This is a genomic window from Micromonospora sp. BQ32, assembly GCF_059358895.1.
Genome location: NZ_JCADBI010000003.1, coordinates 132,902 through 150,736 on the forward strand (window position 1 = coordinate 132,902; position 17,835 = coordinate 150,736).

Annotated in this window: 14 protein-coding genes and 1 pseudogene; 7 read left to right on the plus strand and 8 right to left on the minus strand. The window is 73.1% G+C overall.

The genetic code is table 11. The annotated features are described in order from the left end of the window. Positions 1-30: 30 nt before the first annotated feature. Positions 31-252, plus strand: a complete 222-nt coding sequence (locus AC5L30_RS07605; protein ID WP_030335934.1) for a hypothetical protein — start codon at positions 31-33, stop codon at positions 250-252. A gap of 313 nt (positions 253-565) precedes the next feature. Here the strand turns inward: AC5L30_RS07605 and AC5L30_RS07610 are convergent, their stop codons facing one another. The 4 genes from AC5L30_RS07610 to AC5L30_RS07625 form a co-directional block, all read right to left on the minus strand. Then, positions 566-1,114: a DUF1062 domain-containing protein gene (locus AC5L30_RS07610; protein ID WP_494866203.1), complete on the minus strand. Its 549-nt coding sequence runs from the start codon at positions 1,112-1,114 to the stop codon at positions 566-568. A gap of 239 nt (positions 1,115-1,353) precedes the next feature. Further along, complete coding sequence (locus tag AC5L30_RS07615; protein WP_494866204.1) at positions 1,354-2,415, minus strand: Gfo/Idh/MocA family oxidoreductase; 1,062 nt, start codon at positions 2,413-2,415, stop codon at positions 1,354-1,356. 103 nt (positions 2,416-2,518) lie between these two features. Then, complete coding sequence (locus AC5L30_RS07620) at positions 2,519-3,184, minus strand: response regulator transcription factor (RefSeq protein ID WP_494866205.1); 666 nt, start codon at positions 3,182-3,184, stop codon at positions 2,519-2,521. Next, positions 3,172-4,464: a sensor histidine kinase gene (locus AC5L30_RS07625; RefSeq protein ID WP_494866206.1), complete on the minus strand. Its 1,293-nt coding sequence runs from the start codon at positions 4,462-4,464 to the stop codon at positions 3,172-3,174. The genes AC5L30_RS07620 and AC5L30_RS07625 overlap by 13 nt, the downstream gene beginning before the upstream one ends. A gap of 192 nt (positions 4,465-4,656) precedes the next feature. Here AC5L30_RS07625 and AC5L30_RS07630 point away from each other — a divergent pair, with 192 nt between their 5' ends. Further along, on the plus strand, positions 4,657-5,424 hold the full coding sequence (locus tag AC5L30_RS07630) for a TetR/AcrR family transcriptional regulator (RefSeq protein WP_494866207.1): 768 nt from the start codon (positions 4,657-4,659) through the stop codon (positions 5,422-5,424). Between the two features lie 29 nt (positions 5,425-5,453). On the opposite strand, the pseudogene AC5L30_RS07635 reads toward AC5L30_RS07630, so the two are convergent. Then, positions 5,454-6,041, minus strand: a pseudogene (locus AC5L30_RS07635) (MmyB family transcriptional regulator); the annotation flags it as partial. 53 nt (positions 6,042-6,094) lie between these two features. Here AC5L30_RS07635 and AC5L30_RS07640 point away from each other — a divergent pair. The 3 genes from AC5L30_RS07640 (at position 6,095) to AC5L30_RS07650 (ending at position 10,514) form a co-directional block, all read left to right on the plus strand. Continuing rightward, complete coding sequence (locus AC5L30_RS07640) at positions 6,095-7,012, plus strand: SDR family NAD(P)-dependent oxidoreductase (protein WP_494866208.1); 918 nt, start codon at positions 6,095-6,097, stop codon at positions 7,010-7,012. Between the two features lie 122 nt (positions 7,013-7,134). Continuing rightward, a complete protein-coding gene (locus tag AC5L30_RS07645) occupies positions 7,135-8,337 on the plus strand; it encodes a low temperature requirement protein A (protein WP_494866209.1) in 1,203 nt (400 codons plus the stop codon). Positions 8,338-8,345: 8 nt separating this feature from the next. Next, the gene (locus tag AC5L30_RS07650) at positions 8,346-10,514 is read left to right on the plus strand and encodes a hypothetical protein (RefSeq protein WP_494866210.1); all 2,169 of its coding nucleotides are present in this window, start codon (positions 8,346-8,348) and stop codon (positions 10,512-10,514) included. 44 nt (positions 10,515-10,558) lie between these two features. On the opposite strand, the gene AC5L30_RS07655 is transcribed toward AC5L30_RS07650, so the two are convergent. The 3 genes from AC5L30_RS07655 to AC5L30_RS07665 form a co-directional block, all read right to left on the minus strand. Next, the gene (locus AC5L30_RS07655) at positions 10,559-10,957 is read right to left on the minus strand and encodes a hypothetical protein (protein ID WP_494866211.1); all 399 of its coding nucleotides are present in this window, start codon (positions 10,955-10,957) and stop codon (positions 10,559-10,561) included. Then, positions 10,954-11,403: a hypothetical protein gene (locus AC5L30_RS07660; RefSeq protein WP_494866212.1), complete on the minus strand. Its 450-nt coding sequence runs from the start codon at positions 11,401-11,403 to the stop codon at positions 10,954-10,956. The genes AC5L30_RS07655 and AC5L30_RS07660 overlap by 4 nt, the downstream gene beginning before the upstream one ends. A 369-nt stretch (positions 11,404-11,772) precedes the next feature. Then, on the minus strand, positions 11,773-12,651 hold the full coding sequence (locus tag AC5L30_RS07665; protein ID WP_494866213.1) for an alpha/beta fold hydrolase: 879 nt from the start codon (positions 12,649-12,651) through the stop codon (positions 11,773-11,775). A gap of 138 nt (positions 12,652-12,789) precedes the next feature. Here AC5L30_RS07665 and AC5L30_RS07670 point away from each other — a divergent pair, with 138 nt between their 5' ends. Both AC5L30_RS07670 and AC5L30_RS07675 read left to right on the plus strand, forming a co-directional pair. Next, positions 12,790-16,140, plus strand: a complete 3,351-nt coding sequence (locus AC5L30_RS07670) for an ATP-binding protein (RefSeq protein WP_494866214.1) — start codon at positions 12,790-12,792, stop codon at positions 16,138-16,140. 111 nt (positions 16,141-16,251) lie between these two features. Continuing rightward, positions 16,252-17,829: a Na+/H+ antiporter gene (locus tag AC5L30_RS07675; protein WP_494866215.1), complete on the plus strand. Its 1,578-nt coding sequence runs from the start codon at positions 16,252-16,254 to the stop codon at positions 17,827-17,829. Positions 17,830-17,835: the final 6 nt, after the last annotated feature.

Here is a 17,835-nt window from a genome sequence, read left to right on the forward strand (position 1 = left end):
TCGGCGCGGGAATTGCTATACGGTCGGCGAATGAAGGTGGAGGAACACTGGTGGAACGGAGACACGACCCCGCGCGGGCGCCGGGACGTGTACATCCGTACTGACGGGCAGGGTTGGGAGGTCCGCGCCCAGATCGGTGGGGCGTCGGGTCGTGAGCGGGTGCAGCAGTGCCCAAGCCGGGCCTCGGCGGCCATCCTCGCCGACGCCTGGCGCGGCACCCACCCATCCTGGCGCGAGCTGAAGCAGCGCTGATCCGGCACCGGGCCGGGTCGGCAACGCTCCCGGGCTCCAGCCCGGCGCGCCCGCCGACCGGCCCGGCGCTCGGTACGTTGGTCCGCCGAAAGCGCTCAGCGGTTCAGCCGCCGACGACGTCCAGCTCACCGGTCACCGCTTCTGACGCATGACGGAAGCAACGTCTGCCAGAAGCGCCAATGCCGGACAGTAGGCAAGGCCCACTCGACTTCCATGACATTGCGGTGTTGGAGGCGGTCCGACCCCGCGCTTTCACGAAACCGCTGCCAACAGGGCCTGCCCGGCGTCCTGCCGGACAGGCCCCGATGGCGGGTCAGCGCTTCAGCGTGAAGGTGAAGTCCCCGGAGAGCTTGCCGCTCAACCGGACCGCCGAAACGACCTTCCCCTCCGTGATCAGTCGGTCGACCTCGCCCCGCGACAGACCGCAACCGTCAGCGATCAGTCGCGTCGGCCGGACCGGGATCCGTGCCGCGTTGCGGACCGCGACGTCGATCACGTCGAGGTCCAGGTGAACCGATCCGCCGGTGTCGAGACGCCAGGCGTTGTCCCAGTCCAGGACGAATCGGTTTCGGTGCTGGACGACCGGGTCCTGAAGCAGTTCGGCGGTCAGGCCGGGGTCGTTGGCATGGAGCCGGTCCAGCAGTTCGGGTGGGATGGAGCGCACGGTCATTCGTTCCAGGACGGTGAGCTTCGCCGTCTCCCCGCACCCGGTGCAGAGCGTGAGAAGCCAGACGTCGAGGAGTTTGTGGTTGGCGTTGACGCGGAACTTGCCGCTCGCCCGAAGGCGGTGGGACGCGCACGCGGGGCAACGGCGGCGAACGATGGGCAGGCAGGTGGGCACGACGGCCCAATGATTGAGCACAGAGGTACACCGGTTTCAGTGAGAAGTCCGCAGCAAAAAGGAGCGCGGCGCAGCTGCGCGACGCGCGACAGATCAGCTCTCGGGAGGTCTCACAGGGTGTACAACGGCACGTCCTTGCCTAGACGACCTGGTTGCGCAGCACGGTAACGGCGCACGGCGGCGCCGCTCCACTGGTTTTCGCGTACGCGTCAGGAGCCCGGGTGGTGGGAGGTGCCGACCGGTCGGGTGTCAGGCCCCGCTCAGGCGGTCGGGACCGGCAGCACCACGCCCTCGGCCGCCGACCGGTGCGCCAGCTCGATCAACTCGACCGTGCGGACCGAGTCCCGTGGGTCCACCGGCATCGGTGCGCCGTCGCGCAGCGCAGCCGCCACCTGTGCGTAGAAGCTCTGGTACGCGCCGGGCTCGGTCGGCACCGGCCGCAGGTCACCGTCGACGCCGAGCAGGCCGTAGCGGTCCGGCGGGACCTCGCCCCAGCCCGGCTGGCCCGGTCGGCCGCCGTCGTGCAGCGCCGCCTCCTGCACGTCCAGCCCGTAGCTGGTGTAGCCGGCCCGGTCGCCCAGCACCCGCAGGCGCGGCCCGAGTTGAGCGGTCACCGCGCCCATCCACAGGTGTGAGTGGACCCCGTTGGCGTGGGTCAACGCCACGAAGGCGTCGTCGTCGACGGCCGCGCCGGCGCGGCGACGGTCCACCTCCGCGTAGACGCGGTCGACCCGGCCGAACAGCTGCACCGCCTGGTCGACGAGGTGGGCGCCGAGGTCGAAGAGAGCACCGCCGGCCTCCTCCGGACCGGCAAGCTCCCGCCAGCCCGGCTTGATCGTCGGACGGAACCGCTCGAACCGGGACTCGAAGCGCAGCACCTGCCCCAACTCGCCCTGCTCGACCAGGCGGCGGACGGTCAGGAAGTCGCCGTCCCAGCGGCGGTTCTGGAAGACCGTCAGCGGCACCCCACGCTCGGTCGCCTCGTCGATCAGCGTGCGGCCTTCCGCGGCGGTCGGGGAGAGGGGCTTGTCGACGACGACCGGGAGGCCGGCGGCGAGCGCCGCGCGCGCCATCGGCACGTGCTGCCGGTTCGGCGTCGCGACCACGACCAGGTCCAGGGCGTCCGGGGTACGCCACAGCTCGTCGGCGTCGTCGACCAGGCGGGCGTCCGGGAAGTGCTGTCGGGCCGTCTCGCGCCGCTGCGGATCGCGGGTCACGATGGCGTCGAGCCGCAGCCCGGGGGTCGCGGCGATCAGCGGCGCGTGAAACACCCGGCCCGCCAACCCGTACCCCAGCAGACCAACCCGCAGCGCCTTCGCCATGCCGTGCCCCTTGTCTCCCTGGTCCGCGCCCTGACCTGGCGTCGGTACCGCTGAGAAGAATCTACGCCGGGGGCGGTCGGGCCCGATCTCGGCCCGGCGCTGGTCAGCTCACCGGGTCGGCGCGCAGGTAGGTGAGGACCGCGAGCACCCGGCGGTTGGTGTCGTCGCTGGGTGGCAGGTCGAGCTTCAGCAGGATGTTGCCGACGTGCTTGCCGACCGCCGCCTCGCTGACGTGCAGCCGGCCGGCGATCGAGGCGTTGGACCGCCCCTCGGCGAGCAGCGCCAACACCTCGCGTTCCCGGGCCGACAGCGCGGCGAGCGGGTCGCGGGGGCGATGCAGAAGTTGCCGGACCACGTCCGGGTCGATGGCGGTGCCGCCGTCGGCGACCCGGCGCAGCGTGTCGACGAACTCGGTGACCTCGGCGACCCGGTCCTTGAGCAGATAGCCGACCCGTTGGCCGTCGCCGCTGTCCAGCAGTGCCGCCGCGTACCCGGTCTGCACGTACTGGCTGAGCACCACGACCGGGAGGTGGGGTCGCTCGGCGCGCAGCGCGACGGCCGCGCGCAGCCCGTCGTCGCGGCGACCCGGCGGCATCCGGATGTCGGTCAGCACCAGGTCCGGTTGGTGGTCGCGGGCCGCCGCCAGCAGTTCGGGCGCGGAGCCGACGGCCGCGCAGACCGTGAAGTCGAAGCGGGTCAGCAGCGCGACCAGACCCTCGCGCAGCAGCACCTCGTCCTCGGCGAGCACCACCCGGGTCACCGACGACATGGCAGCTCCACCCGGACCAGGGTAGGCCCGCCGGGCGGACTGGACAGCAGCAGCCGGCCGTCCACGGCGGCGACCCGGTCGGCGAGCCCGGTCAAACCGGTGCCCCGGGCCGGGTCGGCGCCGCCGTGGCCGTCGTCGGTCACCTCGACGACGAGGTCACCGCCGGCCCGGGTGAGGCGTACGTCGGCGCGCGTCGCCCGGGCGTGCCGGGCGACGTTGCCCAGCGCCTCGGAGACCACGAAGTAGGCGGTGGTCTCCACGATCTCCGGCAGCTCGTCGTGCAGGTCGGTGTGCACGGTGACCGGGATGGTGGTGGCATCGGCCAGCTCGCGTACGGCCCCGGCCAGGCCGAGGTCGGTGAGGCTCTGTGGGCGGATGCCGTGCACCAGCTGTCGCAGCATCACCATCAGGCCCCGGGCCTGGTCGTGCGCCACGGCGAGGGGTCGGGAGGCGGGGGAGTCCTCGGGTACGTCCAGCCGGGCCAGCCCCAGTTGCAGGGTGAGGCTGGTCAGCCGGGGCTGGGCGCCGTCGTGCAGGTCGCGCTCGATGCGGCGGCGTTCGGCCTCGTACGCGCCGACCAGCCGGGTGCGGGAGCGGGTGACCTCGCGCAGCGCCGCCGCGTCCACCGGATGGGCCAGCAGCCACCGGGCCACGGCCGCCTGGACGGCGGCGAGCAGACCGGTGACGTACCAGAGCACCGGGATCAGCAGCACCCCCACGATCGCGTACGGAACGGCTTCGCCGGTGCTGTCGATCGGCTGCCAGATCACCACCGGCTGGTTGGCGTCGCCGGCGAGCCAGGGGCTGGAGATCATCCCGAGGTCGAGCAGCACCAGCACCAGGAGCACCCAGTACGCGACCGGCGCGAACCCGCCCAGCCAGAACAGGTACGCCACCTCCCGCCAGGTCGCGGCGCTGCGGTAGCGGGCGACCAGGCCCGGCCACGGCGACGAGGCCAGCGGGCGACCGTCGACGAGCCCGACCCGCCACCGCTCGACGACGGCCACCGGGAAGCTCACGATCGGGGCCAACGCCAGCAGGATGAGGCTGCCGGTCGCCAGGAACAGCATCAGCGCGATGCCCGGCGGTCGGCCGTGCTGGCGGAGCCCGTTGACGGCGGCCAGCAGGGGTGCGCCGATGACGAGCAGCCCGACGCCGAGCACGCCGGCGAGCGGCACGGTGGTCACCAGGTAGGCCAGCGCCCGCCAGGGCCACGCGGAGAGCAGCCAGCGGCGGCGGCGCAGCGCCTCGGCCAGGTGCGAAGGGTGTTCCGTGGTCATGCAGCAGACGCTAATCGGGAGCGACCCGGTGCCCCAGCCGTCCAGATCCACTCTTCGGGGTATGCCCAGCACTACCAGCCGACCGGGTGCGGGGTCCGGAAACCCACCCCGCCGCGGCCACCCTGGCCGGGGCAGACGGGCGCGGGCGCGCGGACGTACGGCGTACGGAGGCGTTGTTAGGATGGCCGCACCATGGCGAGTGAGCGCAAGGCGACCGCGGACCCGGCCCGCAGCCTGGCCCTTCTCTGGCGCACCCGGGAGCCGACCAGCCGCAGCGCCGGTCCGGCGCTGAGCGTCGACCGGATCGTCCGGGCCGCGATCGACATCGCCGACGCCGAGGGGCTCGACGCGCTGACCATGCGCCGGGTCGGTGAGGCGCTGGGTGTCGGCACCATGTCGGTCTACACCTACGTGCCGGGCAAGGCCGAACTCGTCGCCGTCATGGTCGACACCGCGTACGGCGAGATGCCGCGCCCCGCCGTCGAGGGCGACTGGCGTACCCGGCTGGAGCGGATCGCCCGCGACAATCTGGCGCTCTACCAGCGGCATCCCTGGATGCTGCGGGCCGAGACGACCCGACCGGTGCTGGGCCCGAACCTGATCGCCAAGTACGACTACGAGCTCAGCCCGATCGTCGACATCGGGCTCACCGACGTCGAGGTCGACGCGGTGCTCACCCTCGTGCTGGGTCACGTGAAGAGCGCCGCGCGGGCCGCCTCCGAGATTGTCGACCTGGAGCGCGAGACGGGCATGACCGACGGGCAGTGGTGGCAGTCGCACGCGCCCTGGCTGGAGACGTTCATGACGGCCGGCGCCTACCCGACCGCCTCCCGGGTCGGCACCGCGGCCGGCCAGCAGCACGGCGCCGCGTACGGCCCGGAGTACGCGTTCGAGTTCGGTCTGCAACGCGTCCTCGACGGAATCTCGGTGGTGGTCGCCGAGCGGGCGGCCAACCGGTAGCGTGCGCGCAGGCCCGCCACCGCGTTGGCGGCGACCGCCGTCAGAGCCGGGTAGAGCGCCGGCACGCTCGGATCCAGGAAGACCGCGCGCAGCAGGTTCACCCCGGCGGTGAAGATCGGCGCCAGCGCGGTCGCGATGGGGTTGGCGAAGAGCACGTCCAGGTGTCGACCGTGCACGAAGGCGGGCGTCTCGGCCCACGAGCCGACCAACTGCCGGATGCCCACCGGCACCCGCTCCGATGGTCGCGCCGCACGGCGGGCCGGCACCGGCCGGGCCAGGCCGTGCAGGTGTGCCGCGGCGTCCGCGTCCAGCATCAGCGTGCGGGCCAGAGCCTCGACCACCTGCGTCGACGGATGCCGGTCACGCCCCTGCTCCAACCGCAGGTAGTAGTCGGCGCTGATACCGGCGAGCAGGGCCGCCTCCTCACGCCGCAGGCCGGGCACCCGCCGGCGGCCGTGCGCGGGCAACCCGACGTCACCCGGCCCGATCAGCTCGCGCCGGGCACGCAGGTATTCGCCGAGCGGGCCGGCCGTGCTCACCCGCCCATCGTAGGAGCCGCCACCGGCCGCCCAGCCTGGTCCTACCACTACCAGGAAAAACAGGGAACCGGCTAGCACCTGCCACCGGGGTGACAGTGTCGGGGTAAGCGTGATCGAGAAACGGGACAGCAATGATCGAGCGCATCACCACCCCCTTCGGTTTCGCCTCGACCGCCGACGAGGTCATCGCCGGGGTCGACCTGACCGGCAAGCGGGCAATCATCACCGGTGGCGCCGCCGGTATCGGCGTCGAGACGGCCCGTTCGCTCGCCGCCGCCGGCGCCGAGGTCGTGCTCGGGGTCCGCCGGGTCGCGGCGGGTGAGCAGGCCGCCGCCGACATCGCGGCCAGCATCGGCGCGGAACGGGTCACCGTCCGCGCGCTGGACCTGGCCGACCAGACCTCGGTACGCCAGTTCGTCGCCGACTGGGACCAGCCGCTGCACATCCTGGTCAACAACGCGGGAATCATGGCGCTGCCCGAGCTGGAGCGCACCGTCGAGGGCTGGGAGATGCAGTTCGCCACCAACTTCATGGGGCACTTCGCGTTGACCGTCGGCCTGCACGACGCCCTCGCCGCGGCCGGCGGTGCCCGGGTGGTGTCGGTCAGCTCCAGCGGCAACCTCTTCTCCCCGGTGATCTTCGACGACCTGCACTTCGCCTTCCGGCCGTACGACCCGCTGCTGGCCTACGGGCAGTCCAAGAGCGCCGAGGCGCTGCTCGCCGTGGAGGCCACCCGCCGCTGGGCGGGCGAGGGCATCCACGCCAACGCGCTCAACCCGGGCGCCATCGCCACCGGCCTACAGAAGCACACCGGCGGCCTGCGTACGCCCAAGGAACGGCAGAAGACCCCGCAGCAGGGCGCGGCGACCTCGGTGCTGCTCGCGGCGTCACCGTTGCTGGACGGCGTCGGTGGTCGCTACTTCGAGGACTGCGCCGAGGCCCCGATCGTCACCGAGCGGCCGGCAGACTACAGCGGCGTGGCCGCGTACGCGGTCGACCCGGGCAACGCCGAGCGGCTCTGGACCGTGGCGTCCGACCTGATCTCCTAGCGCGGGCGTCACCACCGGCCGCTGACGACGACGGCCCGGCTCGGCGGAACCGACCCGGGCCCGGCAGTCCGGGTGGTACGACTGGGGCGGCGGTGGCAGCTGCGGGCCGGGGAAGGATGGCGATGGCGGGCAGGCTTCCGGGACGGCTGCTGCTCCGGCGGGAGAACCCGGGCAAGGCGTCGTTCCTGGAGCTCTTCTTCGACTTGGCGTTCATCTTCGCGCTGACCCGGTTGTCCCGGGCGCTGCTCGACGACCCCAGCCTCAACGGCGGCTTCGAGGTGCTGCTGATGTTGGCGGCGCTCTGGTGGGTGTGGTTCGTGACCGCCTGGTCGGCGGACTGGTTCGACCCCCGGGCCCCGCTGATCGTCACCCTGCTGCTCTGGACGATGTTCGGCGGCCTGCTGATGGCCGCGGCCGTACCCACCGCGTTCGACGACAACGCCATGGTGTTCGCCGTCGCCTACGTGGCCATCCACCTGGGTCGGGCGACCATCCTGATCCCCGCCCTGCGGGGGCACCCGCTACAGGTGCGCAGCCTGCGGGTGGCGGTCTGGTTCGCGATCTCCGGCGTGCTTTGGGTGGTCGGGGCGGCCGTTGCCCCGGCCCGGGAGGCGCTCTGGGCGGTGGCACTCGTGCTGGAGTACTCCCTGGCCCGGCTGCGCTGGCCGTTCCCGCGGCTCGGACGCAGTACCTGGCCGGAACTCCAGGTGAACGGAAGACACCTCTCCGAGCGGTACCAACAGATCTTCATCATCGCCCTGGGCGAGCTGATCCTGATCGCCGGCGTCACCTACAGCGGGTCCGGCCTGGACCGGGACAGCACGGTGGCCTTCGCCCTGGCGTTCGTGACCGCAGTGGCCCTCGCCCGGCTCTATCTGGTGCCCGCCGGCGGGCGGCTGGGCGCCAGAATCGAGGCGGAGGGCCCGCCCGGTAGCAAGTTGACGCTGCTGGCGGGCTACCTGCACCTCGTCATGATCGCCGGTGTGCTGGCCACCTCGGTGGCCATGGAGATGACGATCGACCATCCGGAAGAACACGACACGGGGCAGATGACCGTGGGCGTCATCGGCCCCGCGCTGTTCCTGACCGCCCGGATCCTGCTCGCGGCGGTGGTCGACGGCAGCTGGCCCTGGGCGCGCCTGGTCGGTGTGCCGGCCATCATCGTGTGCGGGCTGGCCACCGTGCGGTCTCCGCAACTGGTCAACAGCGCCGTCGTCGCCGGGGTGCTGCTGCTGATCGTCCTGTTCGACGCGATGCCGGGACTGCGGCGGTTCATCCGCCAGTCCGGGGAGAGCGACGTACCCGACCAGCGGCGAGACGGATAGCTCCGCCGATGCCTGAGGGAAGACCTCAACACAGCGACCAACCGCGACGACGCGACGTGGTGGAGTTGCGGGTGCACGGCGTGTCCGGGCGGGACCCGACGGTCATCCTCGACCAGCCACAGGTCCGGCAGGTCGCCGGCGACGGCAGCGGGGGTTTCCACCGCGCCGCCCGGTCGGACGGCGTCGGCCCGGACGGGCTGACGCTGGAGGCGTACCGCTGGGGTGACCTACCCTCGGGCACCGTCGGCCGGACCCTCGCCATGGTTTTCCTGCTGCCGTTCATGCTCAGCAACGTGGCCGTGTGGATGCGCCCCACCGGCCGCCGCCGCGCCGCCGCGGTCAGCGTGCTGTGTCGGCTCATCGCGCTCAACCTCACCGTGCTGTACGTGGTGTCCATCGCTGGGGTCGCCCTCGACCTGCTCGCCTGGCGATGTCTCGGCGCGGCCCGCTGCCGCGCGCCCTTCGACACGATGGGCGGGCTCGACGGCCGGCACGTCGGGCAGCGGCTGGCCGCGCTGGCGCTCCTGCCGATCGTCGCCATAGCGGTCCTGCGCCTACTCGGGGCCCGTCGGTCCGGCCCGGCCGACAATCCACTGTGGGCCATGGAGCCGCTGGTGCACCGGCTGCGCGCGATCCACCTCGCCGCCGCGCTCGCCGCACTCAATGTCGTGCTGCTCACGGCCCGTCGCGCCGGCGGCGCGACGTTCTCCACGACGCTGCTGCTGGCGCTCAACGCGGCGGTGTTGCTGGCCTGCGTCGGTCTGCTCGCCGCCCCGGGGATGATCGACCGGGCGGCGACCGTGCGAAGGGCCACCTGGACCGCCCGAACGGCGGGGGTGCTGGCGGCCGGCCTGAGCGTGGCGACCCTCGTCATCGTGGCGGGCGACCGGCGTGACTGGTCGCCGACGACCGGGCTTCCCGGCTACGGCGGGATCGCGGGTGCGGCGCTGTTCGGCCAGATGGTGCTGCTGGTGCTGCTCAGCGCGGTGGTGCTGTGGCAGCGCCCTCGGGTGGGTGGCCGGTCCGCGCTGCCGGGTGGCCTGGGCGCGGCGGTCCTCGCCGCCCTCGCGGTCGGCCTGGCCGGCGCGCTCTCCGCCGGCCTCGTCTACCAGGCGGGGGAGTTGCTCGGTGGCTACCGCGCTGACGGTGGCCCGCCGTCGCCGTATCGCTGGACGCTGCTGGCCTTCTTCCTGCACGTGGTCGCGGCGGTACTGCTGTGCGGCGCGATGACCCTCGTGTCCCTGCGGCGCCGACGGAGTGCGGCGGCGGCGATCACCAGCCGCGACTTCCCGGTCGTGCCGCCGGAGGCGGTCGGTCGGTTGCGGCTGACGACGAAGACCGTTGCCCGGGCCCGGTTCACCGAGTGGTGGGGTCTGCTGGCTGCCACGTACGCGGCGCTCGCGGTGGTCGGACTGATCACGAGCCTGCTGGGGCGTACCGGGCGCGAACCGGAGGAGTTGGCGCGGCAGTGGTTAGGGCTGCCGGCCGGAGCCGTCCAGATGGGGCTCAGCGGGGGCACCTACCTGCTCGCCGCGTTGCTGTTCACGCTGTTGGCCGGTGGTGTCTTCGCCTATCGGACCGCGTGGTTTCGCCGGCACGTCGGCATCCTGTGGGACCTGGGCACCTTCTGGCCCCGCGCCGCGCACCCGTTCGCACCACCGAGCTACGCCGACCGGGCGGTGCCCGAGTTGGCCGACCGGATCAGTCAGCTGACCGAGCGACACGACGGGGTGTTGCTCTGCGGGCACAGCCACGGATCCGCGCTGCTGGCCCTCGCGGTGCTGCGACTGCCCCCGCGGGTGCGTCAACGGGTGGCGCTGCTCACCTACGGGTCACCGCTGGACCGCCTGTACGCCCGGCTCTTTCCGGCCTACCTCAACGAGGAGGTGCTGCGTGAGGTGGGGGAGCGGGTCGAGTGGCGGTGGCTCAACCTCTGGCGGGACACCGACCCGGTCGGCGGCTGGGTCTTCGCCGCACATCGGCCCGGCGATCCATCCCCGGACCCGACCGATCCGGCGGGCCGGGTCGACCGGCGGCTGCGGGACCCCACGGACCTGCTGTCGCCACCGGGGGAGCGATCCGCGCCGCCGCTACGGGCGCATCATCCGGGCGAGACCGACCCCGAGTTCCGGGCGGCGGTGCGTGACCTCACCGAACGCCTCCGCGGTGCTGGCTGAGCCTTGCCGGCCGCGGGGTGGGCAGCGCTGGGACACGCCGCCGGTCAACGATCCATCTCGGGAATCCGGTCGGACTCCGCCACCGTCGCGCGGACCTTCCGCAACGTCGCGTCAGGGGCCCGGATGGCGGCACGCCAGCGATCCAGCGTCCGAGTGAGCACTCGGACCACGAACTGCAACTGGTTGACCTGCTCGCGGAGCGTGCCCAGCTCGGACCGGGCGCTCAGCGCCTCGACCTCCAACTGGGTGATCCGGGTCTGTAACGGCTGCACGAGGGTGAGGGCGGCCTCGGTGAGCGTGTCGGCGGCATCGGCCTTGAACTTGCCCCGCTGCACCACGACGGTGGCGATCGCGGCAAGGCCGGTGCCTCCGCCGAGGATGCCGAGCACGCTGAGCGTCACCTGCACCCAGGGCGGTGCGGCTGGCGCGGGTGCGGTAATCACGTGACACCTGCCTGGAGCTGTTCGTACGGGACAATTTCGCAGGCTCGGGCCAGGCGACGCAGATCGATGGCGATCTGCGCGGCACGCCAGAGCGATCCGACCGTCACCGCTATCACGAACGACGTCGCGACGATGGAATTCGGGCCCGACATGACCAGCAGGGCTACCGCGTACATGCCGGTGATCGTGCCGAGCACCAGCACCGACGCGAGCTCGATGCCGAGCCCGGTGGAGAGCCGGCCGGGCCACAGGATGCCCAGTAGCCCACCCACGCCCACCGCGATCAGACCCAACTCCCAGGCGACCTGGATGGGCGCCGGCATGGACGTCTGAACGGACGTCGGCCGGACGTTGAGGGTCATCATCAGAATGCCGCAGAGAGCTGCCGCGGCCAGGACAGCGATCTCGTACGGTTGGTGGCGGGATCGGATACGCAGGTTTCCCACGGCAACTCCTTGGTCGAGGACCGGCGTCCGGCAGCGGCCGGTGGGCGAGTGCCGTTCGGTGGGTCGCGACTGTCGAGCTGCGGTCCGTGCGGCGAAGCCCAGGGGTGCGTTGCCTGTGGACGGTCGTTGGGCGAGAGGAGGGAGCGACTCGACGTCGTTGGCTGCCGATATCTGCCTGTGTATCACCGATGACCGGTTGGCGTCCACCTGGTGTAACGCGCATTCCCGCAGGTCAAAGCCCATTACTGACTGGTTTTCGGGCTGTGGGGCGGGGTGGAGCGCGGCGGCCCGGCCGCCGCGTCATCCGGTGACAAGGTGTGTCGGATATCTTGCCGAAGGTGACAGCGGGGTGGCCGGGCCGCCGATGGATCAACGGGCGAGCAGGGCGCGCACCGCCCGGAGCACCTCGGCCGGCGCCTCCTCGGCCATGAAGTGCCCGCAGCTGACCGTCTGGTGGTCCAGGTTCGGTGCCCAGGCCCGCCACACCGCCGCCGCGTCGTAGCCCAGCGCCGCACCCCAGTCCTGCTGGAGCACCGTCACCGGCATCCGCAGCTGGTTGCCGGCCGCCCGGTCAGCGGAATCGTGGGCCACGTCGATCCCGGCTGATGCCCGATAGTCGGCGACGATCGAGGGGATCGCCTCGCGGGACGCGCGCAGGTACGCGGCCCTCACCGTTGCCGGCAGGGCCTCCGGATCACGGGTCCAGACGTCCAGGAAGTGACCGAAGAAGGCGTCCGGGCTGCCGGCGATCAGCTCTTCCGGCAGGCCGGGCGGCTGCGCCATCAGGTACAGGTGAAACGCGACCGCGGCGCTGGTGCCGTGCAGCACATCCCACATGTCCAGGGTGGGTAGCACGTCGAGCAGGGCCAGGTGACTGATCGCCGCCGGGTGATCGAGGCCGGCGCGGAACGCGACCAGGGCACCCCGGTCGTGCCCGGCCAACGCGAACCGGTCGTGACCGAGCGCGCCGGCCAGCGCCACGATGTCGGCGGCCATGGTGCGCTTGGCGTACCCGGTGCCGTCGGTGTCGAGGGGCTTGTCGCTGTCGCCGTAGCCGCGCAGGTCGGGGCAGATGACCGTGTGGTCGGCGGCCAGGTCGGCCGCGACGTGCCGCCACATGAGGTGGGTCTGCGGAAAGCCGTGCAACAGCACGATCGCCGGCCCGGAACCGCCCACGGCGGCGTTGAGCGTCACACCGTCGGCGACGGTGACGCGTCGGTAGTCGAATCCGTTGATCCTGGGGTCCACGGGGAACCTTCCTGGTGAGCAGTGCCGGCGCGGGCGGTGGCCCGTCGCCGTCGTACCTCGTCGAGCCTGCCCGGCGGTGATCAGCAGCCGGTCAGCGTCGGATCAGTGCCGGCCGGGCCACCCGCCTAGGGTGGGGCCATGACCAGGCAGCTGACGGCGCCCGTCGCGGTGACCTTCGGCGTACTCGGGCCGGTGACCGCCGCGACCGAGCGCGGCCCGGTCTCCCTGCGGGGTCACCGGCAGCGCCTGGTGCTGGGCCGGCTGTTGGTCGCCCACGGTCGGGTGGTGCCGGTGGACCGTCTCGTCGACGACCTGTGGGAGGTTGCACCGGACGGCGCGGTGGGCGCGATCCGGACCTTCGTCGCCGACCTGCGCCGGGCCCTGGAGCCCGACCGGCCACCCCGGCAACCGCCCCGCATCCTGGTCACCGAGCCGCCCGGGTACGTGCTGAAGGCCGCCCCCGATGCGGTGGACGCCGGGCAGTTCGAGGCGGCCGTCGGGGAGGCGGCCCGGCTGCTGGCGGCCGGACGTCCCGCGCCCGCCCTGGCCGCACTGGACGCGGCGCTCGGGCTCTGGCGCGGGCCCGCGTACGCCGACTGCGCCAACGAGCCCTGGGCGGTCGCGGAGATCAACCGGCTGAACGAGCTGCGGATGCTCGCCGTCGAGCGACGGGCCGAGGCGCTCCTGGCGGTGGGCCGGCCGGACGAGGCGGCAGCCGACCTACCGGCACACCTGGCCAGCTATCCGTTGCGCGAGGACGCCTGGCGGCTGCTCGCGGTGGCCCGGTACCGCGCCGGCCGGCAGGGTGACGCGCTGGCCGCGCTGCGGGAGGCCCGCCACGTCCTGGTGACCGAGTTGGGCGTGGACCCGGGGCCCGAGCTGCGCCGGCTGGAGGCCGACATCCTGGCCCAGGCGCCGCACCTCACCCCGCCGCTCGTCCGGGCCGCCACCCCCGGCGTCGGGAAACTCGGTCACCCCGTCGAGGCGGGGCAGCGCCCATTCGTCGGCCGCGACGCGGAGCTGGAGCGGCTGTGGCACGCCGCCGAGGCCGCCGCCCGACGCCACCAGCCCACCCTCGCCCTGCTCAGCGGCGACCCGGGCGCCGGCAAGACGGCGCTGGCCGAGGCCCTGACCCGGCGACTCGCCGCCGAGGGTTGGACCACGGCGTGGGGACGCAGCCCGGAGTACGAGGGCGCCCCGCCGGCGTGGCCGTGGACCCAGATCACCGACGAGCTCGCCGGACCGGCTGCCCCCGTCGTGGCCGCCGACCCGAAAGACGACTCGGAAGACGGCTCGGCCGACGGTTCGGCCGACCCCGCCACGACGCGGTTCCGTCGGCACCGCGCGGTGGCGTCGCTGATCTCGGCGGTCGCCGACCGGGGGCCGGTCCTCCTGGTCCTCGACGACCTGCACCGCGCCGACGGTGACACCCTGGACCTGTTGACCGCGCTGCTCACCGGCCCGCAGCCGGCCAGCGGGCCGGTGCTGATCCTCGGCACCTACCGGGCGACCGAGATCAGCCCGGAGCTGACCGCCACCCTGGCCCGCGCCGCCGGTCTGGAGCCGGTCCGGGAATACCTTGCCGGCCTGCCCGCGTCGGCGACCGGTGAGCTGGCCGGCGCCATCGTCGGGGCGGAACTGGACCCGGCCACCGCCCGGTCGATCCACCAGCGCAGCGGTGGCAACCCGTTCTTCGTCCGCGAACTGGCCCAGCTGTACGCGGGTGCGGGGGAGGCGGGGTTGGCCGCCGTGCCGCCCGGGGTACGCGACGTGATCCGGCACCGGTTGGCGCAGCTGCCCGCCGCGACCCGTACCGTGCTGCGGCAGGCGGCCGTGCTCGGGCGGGACCTCGACCCGGACGTGCTGGGCGCGTTGGCCGGTGACCCGACGGCAGCCCTGGACGCCGTGGACCGCGCCCTGGCCGCCGGGTTCCTCACCGAGCGGGAGTCCGACGGGCGGCTGCGCTTCACCCACATCCTGGTCCGCGACACGCTCTACGCCGACCTGTCCGCGCCGCGCCGCGCCACCTGGCACGCGTCCGTCGCCGAGGTGCTGCGGCAGCGGGAACCCGTCGAGCCGGCGGCCCTCGCGTACCACCTGCTGCGCGCCGGTGGGCCGGTCGCCGCCGCCCAGGCATCGACGTACGCCCGGGTGGCCGCCGAGCGGGCCGAACGGGGCGGCAACCCCCACGAGGCGGCCCGGCTGTGGGGCCAGGCGATCGACGCGTACGACCGCGCCGGTGGGGACGAGCCGCGCGGGCGGGTGACCGCGCTGCTCGGCCTGGGACGGGCGCTGGCCGTGACCGGCCGGTTGGCCGAGGCGCGGCGACGGCGCGCCGAGGCGATCACCGCCGCCGAGTCCACCGGCGACCCGCTGCTGATCCAGGAGGCCGTAGCTGGCTTCGACGTGCCCGCCAGCTGGACGCGCAACGACGACGAACTGCTCTCCGGGCACATCGTCCGAGCCGCCAAACACGCCCTGACCGCGCTCGGCCCGATCGGCTCGGCGCAGCGCAGCCGGCTGCTGAGCACCCTCGCGCTGGAGCTGCGCGGCAGCACCACCGACCGTGGCCGCCGCGCCGCCGACGAGGCCGAGACGATCGCCCGCGGGATCGGCGATCCCGGTCTGCTGGCCTTCGCGCTCAACGCCCGCTTCATGCACGCCTTCCACCGCGTCGGTCTGGCCGACGCGCGCGCCCGGATCGGCATCGAACTGGTCGACCTGGCCGTGCGGCACCACCTGGTGACCTTCGAGGTGCTCGGCCACCTCGTCCTGGTCCAGGCCAACTGCGCGCTCGCCGACCGGCCCGGCGCCGACGCGCACGCGCGCGCCGCCGACCGCCTCGCCGAAACCTACGAGCTGCCGTTGGTCGGCGTCTTCACCCGGTGGTACGCAGCACTGCGGCTGGCACTCGACGGCGACTCGGCCGCCGCGGCGCGGGCGTACCGCGCGGCTGCCGACCGGGTGAGCGCCGACGGCATGCCGGGGCTGACCCAGGGGCTGCTGCCACTCGCCCTGCTCGGCCTGTGGCTAGCCGACACCATCGGCGCCGACCGGCCGACCACCGGGCCCGGCGCTGCCGACCGGCTGATCACCGGGCTCGGCGTGGACGACTGGGCGGACCTGGACTGGGGTCCGCACGAGCCGTGGGTCCGACCGTTGCTGCTGCTCGCCGCCGACGACCGGGACGCCGCCGCGGCCGCCCTGCGGGCTCTTCCCGAGGGACCGCACGACCTGCTGCGCGAGGTGCGACTCTGCCTCGTTGGTCGGGCGGCGTGCGCCCTCGACGACCGGGCCACGATGACCCGGGTGCACGCCGAACTATTGCCGGCCGCCGACGAGCTGGCCGCGGGCAGTGGGGTGCTCACCGTCGGTCCGGTGGCCGGGCACCTCGCCGACCTGGCCGCCGCGCTGGGCCGGGACGAGGAGGCGGCCGAACACCGTCGTACGGCCCGGGCGGTGACCGCCCGCGCCCGCGCCACCGGCTGACCTCACCCACGGCCACGGCGACTTGCCGGTTTCCGCTGGAACCCACCGGCGGGTGCGGTCAGATGGAACCACCGGCGCGTCCACCGTCGGCCGTGGTCCGAGGGGGTACGCGTGGAGGCGCTCATCCTGATCGTGGCGCTCGGCGGCACCGTCCTCGTCGGCACCACCCTCGGCGGTCGGTACCGGGTCGCCCCGCCGGTCCTGCTCATCGCGTTGGGTGTACTGCTCGGGCTCACGCCGCCGCTGTCCGAGGTCACCCTGGAACCCGACCTGGTCCTGCTGATCTTCCTGCCGGCGATCCTGTACCGGGAGAGCCTCACCATCAGCCTGCGGGAGATCCGGGCCAACCTGCCGGTGATCGGGTTGCTCGCCGTGGTGCTGGTGGTGCTCACCATGGTCACGGTGTCGTTCGCCGCGCAGGCGTTCGGGGTGAACCCCGCCGCCGCCTGGGTGCTCGGCGCGGTCCTGGCGCCGACCGACGCCGCCGCGGTCACCGGCCTGGCCAAGCGGCTGCCCCGGAAGCTGCTCACCACCCTGCACGCGGAAAGCCTGATCAACGACGGAACCGCGCTGGTGGTCTTCGCGGTGACGGTGGGTCTGCTCAGCCACAGCGCCGAGCCGGGCGTGCTGGGCATCGGCGAGGAGTTCGTCGGCGCCAGCGTCGGCGGTGTCCTCGCCGGTCTGCTGGTGGGGACCGCCGTGGTGCTGATCCGCAAGCGGCTCGACGACCCACTTCGTGAGGGCGCGCTCAGTGTGCTGACCCCGTTCGCCGCGTTCCTGCTCGCCGACCTGGTGCACGCGAGCGGTGTGCTGGCGGTGGTGGTCGCCGGCCTGATGCTGTCCTACGCCGGCCCACGGGTGATCCGCGCCCGGTCCCGGGTGCTGGCGTACGCGTTCTGGGACCTGACCACGTTCCTGATCAACGGTGGATTGTTCGTCCTGCTCGGCACGCAGATTCCCCGCGCGGTGCGCGGCATCACCAGCACCTCGCCGCAGCGGGCTCTGCTGATCGTGCTGGTGGTCACCCTGGTCGTCGTGGTCACCCGGCTGCTCTTCATCTACCTCACCGCGCAGTCAGCGCGGCTGCGGCGCCGCCGGATGGTGGACGACGACGGCCGAGGTCCCTCCGGCTGGCGGGTTGGCACCGTCGCCGGCTGGTCCGGTTTCCGGGGCGCGGTGTCGCTCGCCGCCGCCCTGGCCGTCCCGACGGTGATGGTCGATGGTCGACCGGTGGTGGAACGCGATTTGATCATTTTCGTCACCGCGTTGGTGATTGTGCTGATCATGCTCTTGCAGGGCACCACCCTGCCGTTGGTCGTGCGCTGGGCCGGGCTGAGCGGCGACCCGGAACGCGTCGACGAGGCCCGGAACGCCCGGCGGCGGGCCACCGAGGTGGGCCTGGCCGCTCTTCCCCGGGTCGCCGCCGAGATCGGCGCCCAGGAGGAAGCGGTGCGTCGGTTGGAGGCCGAGTACCAGCGGCATCTGGAGGACCTCGACGAGAGCGGTGCGGACACCGCCGAGGAGCGCCGGCTGGAACGCCGACTGCGCCTCGGCGTCCTGGCCCACAAGAGGCGGGAGGTCACCCGACTGCGCGACAACCGGGAGATCGACGACCTGGTGCTCCAGGAGCTTCAGGCCGCGCTGGACAACGAGGAGATCCGGCTGCTGGGGCGCGGGCCCAACGAGTGATCTGCG